17 protein-coding genes and 1 pseudogene are annotated in these 14,443 nt (G+C 69.3%); 6 read left to right on the top strand and 12 right to left on the bottom strand.

Annotated features, from left to right (window positions below; translation table 11 throughout):
- Positions 1 to 6 precede the first annotated feature (6 nt).
- A complete protein-coding gene (lpdA, locus tag ABD331_RS54485; RefSeq protein ID WP_344494352.1) occupies positions 7 to 1,386 on the bottom strand; it encodes a dihydrolipoyl dehydrogenase in 1,380 nt (459 codons plus the stop codon).
- Between the two features lie 39 nt (positions 1,387 to 1,425).
- Positions 1,426 to 1,800: a tautomerase family protein gene (locus ABD331_RS54480; RefSeq protein WP_344494350.1), complete on the bottom strand. Its 375-nt coding sequence runs from the start codon at positions 1,798 to 1,800 to the stop codon at positions 1,426 to 1,428.
- A 19-nt stretch (positions 1,801 to 1,819) separates the two neighbouring features.
- Here ABD331_RS54480 and ABD331_RS54475 point away from each other — a divergent pair, with 19 nt between their 5' ends.
- Genes ABD331_RS54475 through ABD331_RS54465 form a run of 3 tightly spaced genes read left to right on the top strand, consistent with a single transcriptional unit; the run spans position 1,820 to position 4,103 of the window.
- Positions 1,820 to 2,470, top strand: coding sequence for a response regulator (locus ABD331_RS54475; RefSeq protein ID WP_344494348.1), 651 nt, complete (start codon positions 1,820 to 1,822; stop codon positions 2,468 to 2,470).
- Positions 2,471 to 2,476: 6 nt separating this feature from the next.
- Positions 2,477 to 3,529, top strand: a complete 1,053-nt coding sequence (locus tag ABD331_RS54470; RefSeq protein ID WP_344494346.1) for a quinone-dependent dihydroorotate dehydrogenase — start codon at positions 2,477 to 2,479, stop codon at positions 3,527 to 3,529.
- A gap of 19 nt (positions 3,530 to 3,548) precedes the next feature.
- Positions 3,549 to 4,103: a GNAT family N-acetyltransferase gene (locus ABD331_RS54465; RefSeq protein ID WP_344494344.1), complete on the top strand. Its 555-nt coding sequence runs from the start codon at positions 3,549 to 3,551 to the stop codon at positions 4,101 to 4,103.
- A 35-nt stretch (positions 4,104 to 4,138) separates the two neighbouring features.
- Here the strand turns inward: ABD331_RS54465 and ABD331_RS54460 are convergent, their stop codons facing one another.
- The 4 genes from ABD331_RS54460 to ABD331_RS54445 all read right to left on the bottom strand — a co-directional run bounded on the left by ABD331_RS54460 (position 4,139) and on the right by ABD331_RS54445 (position 8,084).
- A complete protein-coding gene (locus ABD331_RS54460) occupies positions 4,139 to 5,731 on the bottom strand; it encodes a beta-N-acetylhexosaminidase (protein ID WP_344494342.1) in 1,593 nt (530 codons plus the stop codon).
- Positions 5,728 to 6,555, bottom strand: a complete 828-nt coding sequence (locus ABD331_RS54455; RefSeq protein ID WP_344494340.1) for an N-acetylmuramoyl-L-alanine amidase — start codon at positions 6,553 to 6,555, stop codon at positions 5,728 to 5,730. Before ABD331_RS54455 ends, ABD331_RS54460 begins: the two co-directional genes overlap by 4 nt.
- Positions 6,556 to 6,665: 110 nt before the next feature.
- Positions 6,666 to 6,914, bottom strand: coding sequence for a hypothetical protein (locus ABD331_RS54450; protein ID WP_106241771.1), 249 nt, complete (start codon positions 6,912 to 6,914; stop codon positions 6,666 to 6,668).
- Between the two features lie 120 nt (positions 6,915 to 7,034).
- Positions 7,035 to 8,084 (bottom strand): LacI family DNA-binding transcriptional regulator, encoded by a 1,050-nt coding sequence (locus ABD331_RS54445; protein ID WP_411268432.1) that lies wholly within the window; start codon positions 8,082 to 8,084, stop codon positions 7,035 to 7,037.
- Between the two features lie 167 nt (positions 8,085 to 8,251).
- Here ABD331_RS54445 and ABD331_RS54440 point away from each other — a divergent pair, with 167 nt between their 5' ends.
- Positions 8,252 to 8,902, top strand: a complete 651-nt coding sequence (locus ABD331_RS54440) for a TetR/AcrR family transcriptional regulator (RefSeq protein ID WP_262380296.1) — start codon at positions 8,252 to 8,254, stop codon at positions 8,900 to 8,902.
- A gap of 144 nt (positions 8,903 to 9,046) precedes the next feature.
- On the opposite strand, the gene bldC is transcribed toward ABD331_RS54440, so the two are convergent.
- The gene (gene bldC, locus ABD331_RS54435) at positions 9,047 to 9,250 is read right to left on the bottom strand and encodes a developmental transcriptional regulator BldC (protein ID WP_013133571.1); all 204 of its coding nucleotides are present in this window, start codon (positions 9,248 to 9,250) and stop codon (positions 9,047 to 9,049) included.
- Between the two features lie 322 nt (positions 9,251 to 9,572).
- The gene (locus tag ABD331_RS54430; protein WP_344494335.1) at positions 9,573 to 10,436 is read right to left on the bottom strand and encodes a DUF8083 family protein; all 864 of its coding nucleotides are present in this window, start codon (positions 10,434 to 10,436) and stop codon (positions 9,573 to 9,575) included.
- A gap of 107 nt (positions 10,437 to 10,543) precedes the next feature.
- On the opposite strand from ABD331_RS54430, the gene ABD331_RS54425 reads away from it, so the two are divergent.
- The gene (locus tag ABD331_RS54425; protein WP_344494333.1) at positions 10,544 to 11,623 is read left to right on the top strand and encodes a Glu/Leu/Phe/Val family dehydrogenase; all 1,080 of its coding nucleotides are present in this window, start codon (positions 10,544 to 10,546) and stop codon (positions 11,621 to 11,623) included.
- Positions 11,624 to 11,774: 151 nt separating this feature from the next.
- Positions 11,775 to 12,005 (top strand): DUF3073 domain-containing protein, encoded by a 231-nt coding sequence (locus tag ABD331_RS54420; protein ID WP_080047438.1) that lies wholly within the window; start codon positions 11,775 to 11,777, stop codon positions 12,003 to 12,005.
- Between the two features lie 606 nt (positions 12,006 to 12,611).
- On the opposite strand, the gene ABD331_RS54415 is transcribed toward ABD331_RS54420, so the two are convergent.
- The 4 genes and pseudogenes from ABD331_RS54415 to ABD331_RS54400 all read right to left on the bottom strand — a co-directional run bounded on the left by ABD331_RS54415 (position 12,612) and on the right by ABD331_RS54400 (position 14,221).
- Positions 12,612 to 13,259 (bottom strand): DUF5753 domain-containing protein, encoded by a 648-nt coding sequence (locus tag ABD331_RS54415; protein WP_344494413.1) that lies wholly within the window; start codon positions 13,257 to 13,259, stop codon positions 12,612 to 12,614.
- 21 nt (positions 13,260 to 13,280) lie between these two features.
- Positions 13,281 to 13,442: pseudogene (locus ABD331_RS54410) on the bottom strand (helix-turn-helix domain-containing protein); the annotation flags it as partial.
- A 51-nt stretch (positions 13,443 to 13,493) separates the two neighbouring features.
- Complete coding sequence (locus ABD331_RS54405) at positions 13,494 to 14,012, bottom strand: DUF6879 family protein (protein ID WP_344494331.1); 519 nt, start codon at positions 14,010 to 14,012, stop codon at positions 13,494 to 13,496.
- The gene (locus ABD331_RS54400) at positions 14,009 to 14,221 is read right to left on the bottom strand and encodes a hypothetical protein (RefSeq protein ID WP_344494329.1); all 213 of its coding nucleotides are present in this window, start codon (positions 14,219 to 14,221) and stop codon (positions 14,009 to 14,011) included. Before ABD331_RS54400 ends, ABD331_RS54405 begins: the two co-directional genes overlap by 4 nt.
- Positions 14,222 to 14,443 lie beyond the last annotated feature (222 nt).

The raw sequence follows: 14,443 nt of genomic DNA, 5'->3' as shown, positions 1-14,443 counted from the left end.
ACCGCCTCACATGTTGATCATGTGACCCGCGAGCCCGTGGACGGCCTCCTTGACGGCCTCACCGAGCGTCGGGTGCGCGTGCACGTTGCGGGCCACCTCGTGCACCGTCAGGTCCCACTGCTGCGCCAGCGTCAGCTCGGGCAGCAGCTCGGTCACCTCGGGCCCGATCAGGTGCGCGCCGAGCAGCTCGCCGTGCGTGTTGTCACTGATGATCTTCACGAACCCGGCGGAGTCGCCCAGGCCGTGCGCCTTGCCGTTGGCCGTGAACGGGAACTTGGCCACCTTCACGTCGTAGCCCAGGTCGCGGGCCTGCGCCTCGGTGTAGCCGAAGCTGGCCACCTGCGGCTGGCAGTACGTCGCCCGCGGGATCATCACGAAGTCGAGCTCCATGGTCTCCGCGCCCGCGATCGTCTCGGCGGCGATGATGCCCATCGACTCGGCGGCGTGCGCCAGCATGAGCTTGGCCGTGACGTCGCCGATGGCGTAGATGCTGGGCACGTTCGTGCGCCCGCGCCCGTCGACCGCGATCGCGCCGCGCTCGGTCAGCGCCACGCCGGTCTTCTCCAGGCCGTAGCCGTCCACGCGCGGCGCGAACCCGATGGCCTGCAGCACCTTGTCGGCCTCCAGCACCTGCGTCTGGTCGCCGCGGGTGACCGTGACCTTGACGCCGGAGCCGGTGTCCTCGATGGAGTCGACGCGGGTGGAGGTGAGGATCTCGATGCCGAGCCGCTTGTAGCGCTTGGCCAGCTCCGCCGACACCTCCTCGTCCTCCAGCGGCACGACCCGGTCGAGGAACTCGACGATGGTCACCTTGACGCCGTAGTTGTGCAGCACGTACGCGAACTCCACGCCGATGGCGCCGGCGCCCGCGATGACGATGCTGCCCGGCAGCTCCTCGGTGAGGATCTGCTCCTCGTACGTCACCACGCGCTCGGAGAGCTGCGTGCCGGGGATCAGCCTGGTGGTGGCGCCGGCCGCGATGATGCAGTGGCCGAAGGTGATCGTCTCACCGTTCACCTGGAGCGTGTTGGCGTCGAGGAACGTGCCCCGCCCGTCGTACTCCGTGATGGCGTTCTTCTTCATCAGGTAGTGAACGCCCTTGACCCGCCCGTCGGCCACCTTGCGGCTGCGCTGGAAGGCCGCGCCGTAGTCGAAGGTGACCTCGCCGCTGATGCCGAAGGTCTTGGCCTCGTTGTGGAAGATGTGGGCCAGCTCCGCGTTGCGCAGCAGCGCCTTGGACGGGATGCAGCCCACGTTCAGGCAGACGCCACCCCAGTACTTCTCCTCGACGACCGCGGTGCGCAGTCCGAGCTGGGCGGCGCGGACCGCGGCCGTATAACCTCCAGGACCCGCGCCGAGAACGACGACGTCATAGTGAGTGCTCATGAGTCGGACCATACCGCTCGCCCGACTCTGCCCCTGACCTCAGACCTCTACCTTGTACGACAGAGTGAGCTCATCTGCGGGAACACCACGAATTCCCCAGTTGACCTTGGGCGTCTCGATAATGTTGATCTCCACATCCTCAGGATCGAATCCCGATTTGTCGTAGATCGCACGAATCAGCGCCCGCTTGGCGTCGTCACTGCGGCCCGTGAAGCAGAGCACCTCGATGATGAGATACCGCTCACTCCGCTGCGGGCAGATGAAGTCGTCCTCGTCCAGCAGCAGGAACCGGTGGAACCGCTTCTCCTCCGGCATCCCCCACGCCTCCACCAGACACGACTGCAGGAGATCCGAGAGCTCCCGCTGCCGCCCCGCCCACACGTCCCTGCGTCCGTACACCTTCACCTGAGCCATGCACGCCAATATAGAGGGCGTGATCCGCATACTCCTGGCCGACGACGAGGCCATGATCAGAGCGGGGGTCAGGGCGATCCTCGAGTCCGACCCCGAGCTGGCCGTCGTGGCCGAGGCCGGTGACGGCAGGCAGGCGGTCGACCTGGCCATCAGCCACCACCCCGACGTGGCGCTGCTCGACATCCGCATGCCCCGGCTCGACGGGCTGGCCGCCGCCGCCGAGCTGCGCAGGGCCGCGCCCGGCACGGCCGTGGTGATGCTGACCACCTTCGGCGAGGACGACTACATCGCCAAGGCGCTCGACATCGGCGCCAGCGGGTTCCTGCTCAAGTCGGGCGATCCGCGCGAGCTCATCGCCGGTGTCCACGCCGTCGCGGGCGGGGCCGCGTACCTGTCGCCCAAGGTCGCCCAGCGCGTCATCGCGCAGCTCGCCGGCGGCAGGATGTCCAGGGGCGCGCAGGCCCGTGACCGCATCGGCGCGCTCACCGACCGCGAGCGCGAGGTGCTCGCGCTGGTCGGGGCCGGTCTGTCCAACGCCGAGATCGCCCGCGAGCTGCACATCGTGGAGGGCACGGTGAAGGCGTACGTGAGCGCCATCCTCACCCGGCTCGACGTGCGCAACCGCGTGCAGGCCGCGATCATCGCCCACGAGGCCGGCTTGGTAGCCTGACCCGTGATGTATCGCCTCGTGTTCTCGCAGGTCTTGCAGCGTCTCGACGCCGAGGCCGTGCACCATTCGACCGTGAGCGCCCTGGCGCTCCTCGCCCGGCTGCCGCTGCTCAAGCGGCTGCTGCACCGGCTGTTCGCCCCGCACGACCCGGCCCTGCGCGTGACCGCGTTCGGCGTGCACTTCCCCGGGCCGCTCGGGCTGGCCGCCGGCTTCGACAAGGACGCCGCCTGCGCCGAGGCCGTCGCCGTGCTCGGCTTCGGCCACGTCGAGGTCGGCACCATCACCGCCCACGGCCAGCCGGGCAACCCGCGCCCCCGCCTGTTCAGGCTGGTGCGGCAGCACGCGGTGATCAACCGGATGGGCTTCAACAACGCCGGCGCCGTGGCCGCCGCCCGCAGGCTGCGCCGCACGCGGGGCGTGCCGGTCGTGATCGGCGTGAACATCGGCAAGACCAAGGTGGTGCCGGAGGCCGAGGCGACGGCCGACTACGTGGCGGGCGCGAAGGTGCTCGCCCCGCTGGCCGACTACCTGGTGGTCAACGTCAGCTCGCCCAACACCCCCGGGCTGCGCAACCTCCAGGCGGTCTCGCTGCTGCGCCCCCTGCTCACCGCTGTCAAGCAGGTCGCCGACGCCACGCCGCGCCGCACGCCGCTGCTCGTCAAGATCGCCCCCGACCTGGCGGACGAGGACGTCGACGCGGTCGCCGAGCTGGCCCTGGAGCTGGGCCTCGACGGCATCATCGCGACCAACACCACCATCAAGCACGACGGCGAGACCGGCGGGCTGTCGGGCCGCCCGCTCAAGGCCCGCTCCCTTGAGGTGCTGCGCCGCCTGCGCGCCAAGGTCGGCGACCGCCTCACGCTGGTCTCCGCGGGCGGCGTCGAGGACGTGGACGACGTCTGGGAGCGCATCCTGGCCGGCGCCACCCTGGTGCAGGGCTACACGGGCTGGATCTACGGCGGCCCGCTGTGGGCCGCGCGCATCCACCGGCAGCTCCTGCGCCGCGTGCGCCGTCACGGCCTCAAGTCGGTGACCGAGGCCATCGGCCGCACCGCCTGAAGCCCCCTATCGTAGGACGGTGATCGAACCAGTTGCCCTCGCCGACGACGTCGTCCTCCGCCTCGCGACCGAGCAGGACCCAGAAGCCCTCCAGGTGGCCTACGTCCGCAACCGCGAACACCTGACGCCCTGGGAGCCGCGCAGGCCGGAGGAGTTCTTCACCGTGGAAGGCCAGGCCACGCGCCTCAAGGGCCTGCTGGACCAGCAGGCCAGGGGGCAGGCCGTGGCGTGGGTGCTGGCCGACGGCGACAGCGTCGTGGGCCGCATGACGCTGGCCGACATCGTCCGCGGCCCATTCCTCAACGCGCACCTCGGCTACTGGATCGACTTCGGCTACCTCGGCCGCGGCCTGGCGACGAAGGCCGTGCGGGAGGTGTGCAGGATCGCCGACGAGGAGCTCGGGCTGCACCGGGTCGCGGCGGCCACGCTGCTGCACAACGAGGCGTCGCAGAGCGTGCTGCGCAAGTGCGGCTTCGAGCTGTTCGGCACCGCGCCCCGCTACCTGGAGATCGACGGCCGGTGGCAGGACCACCGGCAGTACCAGCGCATACTCAACGACCGCCCGGCCTACTGACCTCCCCGCGGCCCGCCGACGGCCTCACCCGCGGATCAGATGCTGGGCCGGGTCGACTCCGCGTGGTGGGTCATGGCGTCGATGCGGTCCATCACCTCGGTGACGCGCACGCCGGCGGGCCGGTGCGGGCGGCGCCGCTGCCACGGGTGCGGCCCGTTCGCCGGGCGGTACTCGACGCCGAGCGCGTCCAGCCGCCCCAGGTGCTCGGCCAGCCGCCCGTCGAAGCCGGCCGAGGGCTCGCCCGCCCAGGCCACCTCGGCCAGCGCGCAGGCGCGCGGCCACAGCCGGTAGTCCACCGTGCGGGCGTCGGGCACGCGTTCGGTCCAGAGCTGCGCCTGCACCCCCAGGACGTGGTCCCGCTCCTCCTGCGACCACCCGGCGGGCGCGGGCGAGAACGCCGCCACGTCCGCCACCGAGATCGCGTCGCCGATGGCCATCGGCTCGTCGGGGGAGGAGGATTCGGCGTAGTCGAAGTACAGCGGGAACACCGGCGTCGCCACCACGTCGTGGCCCGCGGCTGCCGCCCGGCGGCCCACGTTCATGCCGCGCCAGGGCATCACGATCGTGTCCTGGCGCAGCCCGCCGCTGACGAACGCCTCGTCCCACACCACGGCCCGCGCGCCCCGCTCGGCCAGCGCGTCCGCCAGCCGCCGCAGGAACCACGCCTGGAGGTCGTTGACGCTCTCCAGCCCCAGCGACTCGCGGTAGGCGTTGATCTCCGCCGAGGCCGTCCAGTGGTCGAGCACGACCTCGTCGCCGCCGATGTGCACGTACGGGGTCTCGCCCAGCGCCCCGAGCAGCTCGTCGAAGATCGTGGTGAGGAACTCCACGGTCGGCGGCAGCGGCGACAGGATCGCGGGGGAGATGCCCCAGCGGTCGAGCACGTCGTAGCGCTCCCCGGTGGCGCCGAACTCGGGGTAGGCCGCCAGGATCGCCGAGGCGTGCCCGGGCACGTCGATCTCGGGCACGACGGTGACGCACCGCGAGCGGGCGTAGGCGCCCAGCTCGGCCAGGTCGTCGAGCGTGTAGTAGCCGCCGTGCGGCAGGTCGTCGTAGGTGTCCGGCTCGCGGTAGTAGTTGGTCGCCGTGCGCGGCCGGTGCGAGGAGACCTCGTGCAGCAGCGGGTACGCCCGGCTCTCCACCCGCCAGCCCTGGTCGTCCACCAGGTGCAGGTGCAGCCGGTTCAGCTTGTGCGCGGCCATCAGGTCGATCAGCCGCATGACCTCCCGCTTGGGGAAGAAGTGCCGCGCCACGTCGAGGTGCAGGCCCCGCCAGGAGAAGCGCGGCTCGTCCTCGATCCGCACGCCGGGCACGGGCCACGAGCCGCCGCCGGAGAAGCGGTAGGAGGCGTCGGGCAGCAACTGGTGCAGCGACTGCGCCGCGTAGAACGCGCCGGCCCGGCCGCCCGCCGCGATCTCCACGCCGCGGGAGCCGACCGTCAGCCGGTAGGCCTCCTCGCCGAGCCCGGGGTCGCGCCGCACGTCGATCTCGCCGGTGTCGCCGGGCAGCGGGTCGAGCCGGGCCAGGGCCGTGCGCACGGCGTCCACCAGATCGCCGGACACCGTCGCGCCCGAGGTCAGCACATAGGAGGAGGAAAGATCACGAAGCAGTCGCGGGCGAGGAATCATGCTTCGAGATAGTGCTGCAATCCGTTCGCGAGCGCCAGGGCGATCTTCTGCCGGAACTTCGGGTCCTGGAACTTGGCGGCCTCGCCGGCGTTGCGCATGTTGCCGCACTCGACGAAGATCTTCGGCACCGTGGACAGGTTGAGCCCGCCCAGGTCGCTGCGGTAGTCGAGGGCGTTCCTGCCGATGTAGGTGGAGTAGGGCAGCCCCGTGCCCTTCCTGAACGCGTCACGCACCGAGATCCCCAGCTTGCTGGACGCGCCCACGACCTTGTCCACAGGGCCGTTGATCTTCTTGGGCATGATGACGTGGAAGCCGTGGCCGGATGGGGCGGCGCCGTCGGCGTGCACGGAGATCGCCGCGTCGGCCTTGGCCTTGTTGCCGATGGCGGCCCGCTGGGTGATGCACGGGCCGACGCCGTCGTTGCTGGTGCGGGTCAGCTTGACCTCGGCCCCCCGCCGCTCCAGGATCTTGGTCATCCGCTGGGAGACGTCCCAGGTGAAGGCCGCTTCGCTGTAGCCGCTGTTGGTGGAGGTGCCGGTGGTGTCGCACGCCTTCCACTGGGTCAGCACGTTGACCTTGCGGTTGATCTCGGCGGGATGACGGTAGTTCGCGCCGTTGTGCCCTGGGTCGATGACGATGACCTTGCCGTCCAGCGGCTTGGCCTCCGGCGGCGCCTGCTTGGCGGTCGCCGAGGAGGGGGAGGCCTGCGCGGCCGTTGTGGCGGGGGCGGCCTGACCTGCCGCGGCGCCACCGGATCCGGTGCCGCCACACGCGGAGGCGATCAGGCCGCAAACGGCGAGGACTGAGGCTGGTAGAGCACGCATGCCGTCCAACTTACGGCAGTGTGGGAGCTCAAGCCCGTCTTATGCCAACCATGGCGAGCCTCGCCGCGCGCTCAACGGAGGCGTTCAACAGTGGCGTTGAACAGTGGTGCTCACCAGACGCGCTCGCCGACCTCCTGCCGTTCGAGCAGGGCGGCCAGCTCCCGCGCGTCCTCGGCGTCGAGCCCGAGGACGACGCGGGGGCGGCCCCACGGATGGTCGAGCGAGTGGGCGACGTAGCTGGCGACAGACTCGGCGCCACCGTCGGTGCCCCGTCCCCTGCCCGCCCGCCACTGTCCCCAGGCGCGTTCGAGCTCGGCCGCCGCGCGCTGGGCACAGGACACCAGTTCCGGATCACGCATGACTGTTCCCCCGGATCAGACCGTGGCCGGATCGGATCCGGCCACATTTAGCATGACCCTGCCGAGTTAACCGCCGTGTGGCCGCGCCGCCACACGGCTTGACCCAGCCTTGGCACATCTTTAGGCAGGTCCCGTGCTCCGTCGCACGATCAGCTCGGGGCGGACCTCCCGCATGCGCGCGACCTTGGCGGGATCCCCGATCCGGTCGCTCAGCAGCGCGGCCGCCGACCTGCCCATGCTGCGGCGGGCCTGGTCGACAGAGGTCAGCGAGATGTGGGTGGAGGCCGACAGGTGCGTGTTGTCGTAGCCCACCACGGAAAGGTCCTCGGGCACGCGCAGGCCCAGCTCGCTCGCGGCGGAGAGCACGCCGAGCGCGACCACGTCATTGGCGGCGAAGATCGCCGTAGGCCTGGGGTCGCGGGTGAGCAGCGCCGTCGCCGCCTCCCTGCCGCCCTCTTCCGTCGAGTCGGCTGCCTCGACCATGATGTACGGCGCCAGCGAGTGCCTGCGCATCGCCACGAGATAACCCTCGCAGCGCGACGATCGCCGGCCCTCGATGTGCGCGATTCTCTTGTGGCCGAGCTCGACCAGGTGGTCGATGGCCAGGCGGGCGCCGAGCTGGTCGTCGTCGACCACGATGTCGACGCCGTCGAGCTCGATGTCACGTTCCCCCACGACGACCGTGGGCGTGTACGCGGTGGCCTCGATCAGCGTCTCGCTGGTCGGCGGGATGCCGAGCAGGACCAGCCCGTCGACCCGCAGCTCGAGGAAGGCCTCCACGGCCTCGTCCTCGAACGCCGGGTCCCACTGGCTGTTCCCGATCAGCATGCGCAGCCCGTCGCCGTGCAGGCTCTCCTGCAGGCCGTCGAGGAATTCCGCGTAGAACGGGTTGTGCAGGTCGGCGACGAGTGCCCCGACCAGGTGGGTACGGCCTTCGACCAGGCTCCGCGCGACCGCGTTCGGCCGGTAGCCGAGCTCGCGGGCGGCCTGCAGCACGGCCTGGCGCCGGTGCTCGCTCACGTGCGGGGATCCGCGCAGCACGAGTGAGACCAGCGATTTGGACACGCCGGCTCGTTCGGCGACGTTACGGATGGTGGGTCTGGGCCGAGGCAGTGCGTCTACCTCTCTTAGCTCAGCGATGGTTGAAGTGTTGACGGGCGGTCCTGACATGTGTCTCCCCCGCGATGCGGATATGGGCACCTGTCTGACCAAACGATCGAGTTCGCCGCAGGGTACGGCTTTCGTTACGGATTGGCTCAACCTCAGTGACGACAGCCGGATATTGACTGGAAGCTTCCACGTCAGCTATTGGGCGGGGCGTCGGATACCGTACAGATGTGACACCCGGGAAGTCAGCCGAGACGGCACGTCCGGCGCGGCGCAGGCTCAGTGTGGACCGGCGCCGGGAAGAGCTCATGGCGGCGGCGCTGGAGCTGTTCAGCACCCGCGACGCGGAGGACGTCTCGATCGACGACGTCGCGTCCGCGGCAGGGGCTTCGCGGGCCCTGGTCTACCACTACTTCGGCGGCAAGCAGGAGCTCTACGTGGCCGCGCTGAGAAGCGCGGCGGAGCAGCTGGAGTCCCGGCTGCGGCCCCAGGGGGGCGGCAGGCCGCTCGACGAGCTGGCCTCGGGTCTCGAGCGCTACTTCGACTTCGTCGAGGAGCACGCGGCGGGCTTCGCGGCGCTGCTGCGGGGCGGCCCGGCCAACAGGACGGGCGAGGTCGGTGAGATCGTCGACGGGGTGCGCAGGCGGTTGTTCCGCCTGATCCAGAAGCAGATGGGCGTCGAGGAGCCGAGCCCTGTGCTGCGCACGACGCTGCGGTCGTGGATCGCCTCCGTGGAGACGGCCGGCCTCGACTGGCTGGAGCACCGCGACCTCGAACGGCCGATGCTGGAGAAGCTGCTCGTGGAGCACATGGCCGCGCTGCTCGGGGTGGCCGCCGCCCATGACGGCGAGGTCGCCAGGCTGCTGGAGCGGCTGGCGTAAGCGGCTGGTGTGACAGGCGCCGGACCGGGGCGGCAGGGAAGTGTGGCGCCGGCGCGGACGGCGCCAACCTCCCCATCTTCACAGCGGTGGACCCTGCCAAGCGGCGGCCTGGCCCACCCCTATTCAAACCCCCCTGAGGTCCAGCTACTCGGAGCGCTGCTGCGGAATCCCCGCGAGCAGTGCGCGAACCTCGGTCTCCCGGTAACGCCGATGACCGCCGAGGGTACGAATCGACGTCAACTTGCCCGCCTTGGCCCACCGCGTAACGGTCTTGGGGTCGACCCTGAACATGGTCGCGACCTCAGCGGGCGTGAGCAGTGGCTCGGCCTCGGGTGTACGAGCTGACATTTGTGCGGCCTCTCCTCCGTGTGGACCGGCGTAGCGATCCTGTGACTGCCTTTGCGCGTGTCACGGATGTCCCCCTATGGCGCAGAGCGTGCGGCTTTTCTGAGCCATATGCGGCATCACCCGATGTGACCATACCGCCACGCAGAGCGATTGGCGAGCCCTTCTTTGACCCAACTGCCCGCCCCCGTGGCCATGTCACGCTCGGTGATTCTAGCGACACGGTTCGTGGTATCGCAGTGAAAACGGCAAACTACTCAGTTCGCAGAAGAGAGCAGCCGCGAGACGTGACCTACTCATGCAGGTCAGACGGCCGTATTGGGGCTCAGTTGGCAGATTCCAGCAGTTGCATTGACTTCCACCGGAGGATGACCCTCTGGTACATGGCGTAGGCAAGTTCTTCTTGACCCGTGTCCAGGCCCGTCAGAGCCGCCGAGAGCTCCGCCACGGACTGGTCTGCCTGCAACGCGTCGTCGTCCATGAGGTGGACGAGGCCGCCGTAGTCGAGCTCCACCAGCGAGTGGGGGTGGAACTCCTCCAGCCACCTGGCGACGTCCTCCACGTCGAAGTTGGCCGCGACGTCGCCCAGATGCCTGCGCAGCACGCTCAGCGCCCGCGCCGCCCGCCTCCTGGCCTGGGCCATGGAGGTGACGTAGATCAGGTTACGCCCCGTAGTGGTGGTCACGTCCTGTCCCGGGTTGGCGGAGCCGAGCACCAGCCAGCGCTCGTTCCCATCAAACGGCACGAACCACGATGGCGGCACATGCCACGCCGTGGTGCGGATATGCGTGCGCAACGCGTCCGAACCGGCCTGCCGCTTGTAACGGTCGAAGTCGTCGGCCGTCCGCTCGGCGATCGCCTTGGGGACGAGATGGTCCATCAGTTTCACCGGGGTGGTGCCACGCAGCCGTGAGAACGCCAGCCACGAGCGCAAACGGGTTTGCCAAGGACAGACATAGAGCCGGTCCTCAACGCGCCGTAGATAGGCGTTGGGGCTCTCCTGGGCGGGAACGGGTTGAGGGGGCATGCCGAGCAGGCGCATGACGGACTCGCCGTGCTCCGCATTGAGCGCGTTCGCGCGCCGCGGGCGGTCACGTGAGTCGGCATAGTCGGCCCACACCTTGCGCTCGGGCTCGGCGAACGCGGTCAGTGGCTCATAGACACGGAGGTAGGCGGCATAGGGCAGCACGGAGGCATCGTGTCACGAAGCGAACCTGCGTGCACCGTCGAGGCTTACTACTCTGTGAGGTGATCTCCGCCGCGACGGTGCGGCGGACCGGACAGGGAGTCACTACCGTGACCGACGTCTTCGGAGCGTCTCACAAGGACGTTCACGAGCAGGTCGTCTTCTGCGCCGACGAGCAGAGCGGCCTGCGTGCCATCATCGCCATCCACAACACGGCGCTGGGCCCGGCCCTGGGTGGCACCAGGTTCTATCCCTACGACAACGAGTCCGCGGCCCTGGCCGACGTGCTCAACCTGGCCAAGGGCATGGCGTACAAGAACGCCCTGGCCGGCCTCGACCTGGGCGGGGGCAAGGCCGTGATCATCGGCGACCCGGCCCGCGACAAGAGCGAGGCGCTGCTGCGCGCGTACGGCAGGTTCGTCGAGTCGCTCGGCGGACGCTACATCACCGCCTGCGACGTGGGCACCTACAGCGAGGACATGGACGTCGTCGCCCGCGAGTCGCGCTACGTCACCGGCCGCACGCTCGCCCACGGCGGGGCGGGCGACTCCTCGATCCTGACGGCGTTCGGCGTGTTCCAGGGCATGCGGGCCTCGGCCGAGCGGGTCTACGGCACGCCGTCCCTGCACGGCAGGCGGGTCGGCGTCGAGGGGGTCGGCAAGGTGGGGCACCGCCTGGTCGGGCTCCTGCGCGAGGACGGCGCCGAGGTGGTGATCTGCGACGTCGACCCCAAGGCGGTCGAGCGGGTGCGGGTACGGCACCCGGAGGTCGACGTGGTGGCCGACGCGCGCGCCCTGATGGCCGCCGACCTCGACGTGTTCGCCCCGTGCGCGCTCGGCGGCGCGCTCGACGACGACACGGTGGCTACGCTGCGCGCGAAAATCGTCTGCGGCGCGGCCAACAACCAGCTCGCCCATCCCGGGGTGGAGAAGCAACTCGCCGAGCGCGGCATCCTGTACGCGCCCGACTACGTCGTCAACTCGGGCGGCGTGATCCAGGTCGCCGACGAGATCGGCGGCTTCGACATGGAACGCGCCAGGTCGAAGGCCACCCAGATCTACGACACGACTCTGAAGATCTTCCAAATCGCGGCCGATGAGGGCGTTCCCCCCGCGGTCGCAGCAGATAGGCTTGCCGAGCGCAGAATGTCGGAAGTCGGGCGTATTCGGGCCATTTGGCTAGGCCACTGACGCCCCACGCCCATACGACGTACCGAGCTGGGCACAAAACAGGTACGGTAATAGGCGAACGATAGGCTGACGCCCGTAGTCAGGCGGCGTCAGTGTGTGGTGCGTTAGCGACGAGGGGTCGGGGACGACCCCACACGAGGGGGTCGAGCCAATGGGGCGCGGCCGAGCAAAGGCCAAGCAGGTCAAGGTTGCTCGCCAGCTGAAGTACAACAGCGGTGGCACGGATCTTGACCGTCTTCGCGACGAACTCGGGGTCGGAGACTCCAGCCGCAATGACGACGCCGACGACCTCAACGATGAGCTGGCGGATCGCTATGCCGATTACGCCGATGACTATGGCGCCGGAGACGACGACGATGGCCGTACGTCCGGCCGCCGATAGCCGTTCTCCTGGGTGATGTGGCCGAGGGGCCGGCGGCAGGCGCCGGATCCTCGCTCACGCTCGTCGGGCCCCACGGGCAACCGTGGGGCTTTCGTCACGTTTGCCTGCCTGGGGAACTGCATGGCCTTCCACGGGGGGCGCTGCGCGCGAGGGATTCCAGACAGCGTCTCCCAAGGGGGGCAAGCCCCCCTTTCGAACCCCCCGACAAGCCCGCTCGCTGCGCTCGCCGTCGAGCCCGCGCGGGTCCTCGTCACACGACGGGATGACACCCGAGGGGATCGGCCGTTGTCGTTCATGACGGCCCTGCCTGGCGTCTCAAGGCGGTGTCGAGAGTTCATGACGCGGTTGCAATAGCGCGAACCCAGATGGCTGGTCTCATAGGCTGTCTTCCTGCTCCGTGCCATCCGTTCAGCGCACCGTGAGCGCCCGCCGCGCCGCGTAGATGCATGTCCATGCCGACAACGCCGGCGAGGCGGTCGAGCTCGCTGGCGAGCGTCGAGGGTGGGCAGACCAGCGCGAACGGCTGCATTCCGAAGAACCCGATGGAAGCGCTTGGAGGAGTCGTAGAGCACTTCTCACCGCTTCGTTCCGGAACGCACGGCCTCTTCACCGCCGCTCGTTCGGGGCGTCGTCGAGGTCTGCCACCGCGGCCGTTATGAGGGCCCGGGCCGCCTTGCCGTGTACCGCCAGAGCCGCCAGCTTGGTGAACGCGTCGGCGTACATCCCGATCTCGTGAGGCTGCGTGATCGTCAGGTGGCCGGAGACGAGTTCCACGGTCACCTCGGCCTCGTCGAACATGAAGAAGCCCTCGGTCGGCCAGATCTCAGACCGGTCGACTCCCAGGGGAATGATGCCCAAGGAGATCGAGGGCAAGACGCTCACACTCAAGAGGTGGCCGAGTTGCGCGGCCATGACGTCGACGCCGCCTACGGGTTGGCGGAGCACGCTCTCCTCCAGGATCACCGCGATGCGCCGTCCGCCGTCGTGGATGATGTGCTGCTTGTCCACGCGGATCTGGACGGCCTCCTCGATGTCGTCGGGCAGCCCCCGGCGGTGCATGAGGGACGTCAGCAATGCCTCGATGTAGACGGCGGTCTGCAGCGGCCCAGGGATGAGCTGGGAGGAGTAGATGCGGAAGTGCCGGGTCCGCTCCCAGGTGGGGATGACGGACTCCTGCGCGGCCTTCAGCCCCGTGCGCTCCATCTCCCTCCACTGCACGAACATGCCCTCGATGGCCTCCAGAGAGGCAACCAAGTCGCCTGCCTGATCGGGTACGCCACACCGCCCGCACCACACGCGGACGTCGGCGGCCGAGGGGGCGCGACGGGCGTTCTCGATGCGGCTGACTTTGGAGGGGTGCCAGCCGGCCAGCGCCGCGAGGTCTCGGCCGGTCAAGCCGGCGTCGTTCCGGACCTTGCGGAGCCTGACCGCGAGCACGTACGCAGCGTGCTGGGCGCTGGAGGACGAGTAGGGCACGGACGGGTTCGCTCAGGAGGGCTGGTACTGGCCGTGCGGGATGGCGCGTCGCCAGACGGCCTCGAACGCCTCGGCGCCGAATTTGATCACGTCAAGATCGGTGATGTGCTCGACGGCCAGCCAATCCCCCTCGCCGCTGAAGTGGTTGACGAGGAGCTCTTCCCCGTCGAACAGCCAGAAGTCGTTGCCGGGGAGGGCGAGGTCGGTGGCTCGCCTGCGCGACAACCACCGGACCTCCTCACCCGCTTGGACGTTCGGGAAGGTGACGTCGTACTCGTAGCGGATGTAGTTGCTGATGGGCTCGGACACGATGCGCGCCCGCCGTACCTCGGCACCGCGGGCGACGGTGTCGGCGATGTTCTGGAGCCACGGCCGCCACCAAGATGATCGGTCTTCCGGATCGAGCCGGTGCCCTTCTCGCCAGGCGCGGTAGTCGGGGTCGTCGAGCATGTAGCCGTCGCGCATCTCCAGGTGGAGCGCGGAGCTACGGCATCGGCGCAAGGCCTCGTCGACCTCTTCGGCTGGGGTCACTGCTCAGCCTTGAGCGGCAGGAATCGAAGCATCCTCAACGGAATCCGGACGACGGCCTCCCCCGAGGGGATGTCTCCGACCTCCGACACGGCTACGGGGTCTGTGAGGGTGTAGCCCTGCACGATGAGATCGCCGGTGTCCTGGTCCTGCCACAGAGTGGGCGACCCACCACTTGGGCTGTCGGGATCCTTGCCGAGGAACTGGAGCATCGAGAAGTCCTCCTGAGAGATCGAGTACCCGCGTGCCGTAGCTTGCGCGCCGCCGCACCTCGACCTCAACATGATTGCCAGAAATTGCCAAGAAGAAGTGGCGCCGCCGTCCCTTGGTGTGGGCGCGGGCAAGGCGTGGCAATGGCATTGAGCCTGGTCGAACCACCTGCATAACTTTCCACCATGGCCCTCCGCTCCCCCGAAGACCGCGAAGCCCCGCCC

Origin of the sequence: Nonomuraea monospora (assembly GCF_039531895.1) — a bacterium.
Taxonomy (GTDB): Bacteria; Actinomycetota; Actinomycetes; order Streptosporangiales; family Streptosporangiaceae; genus Nonomuraea; species Nonomuraea monospora.
The sequence above is the reverse complement of the archived record's forward strand: the minus strand, read 5'-3'. Positions and strand labels throughout refer to the sequence as shown.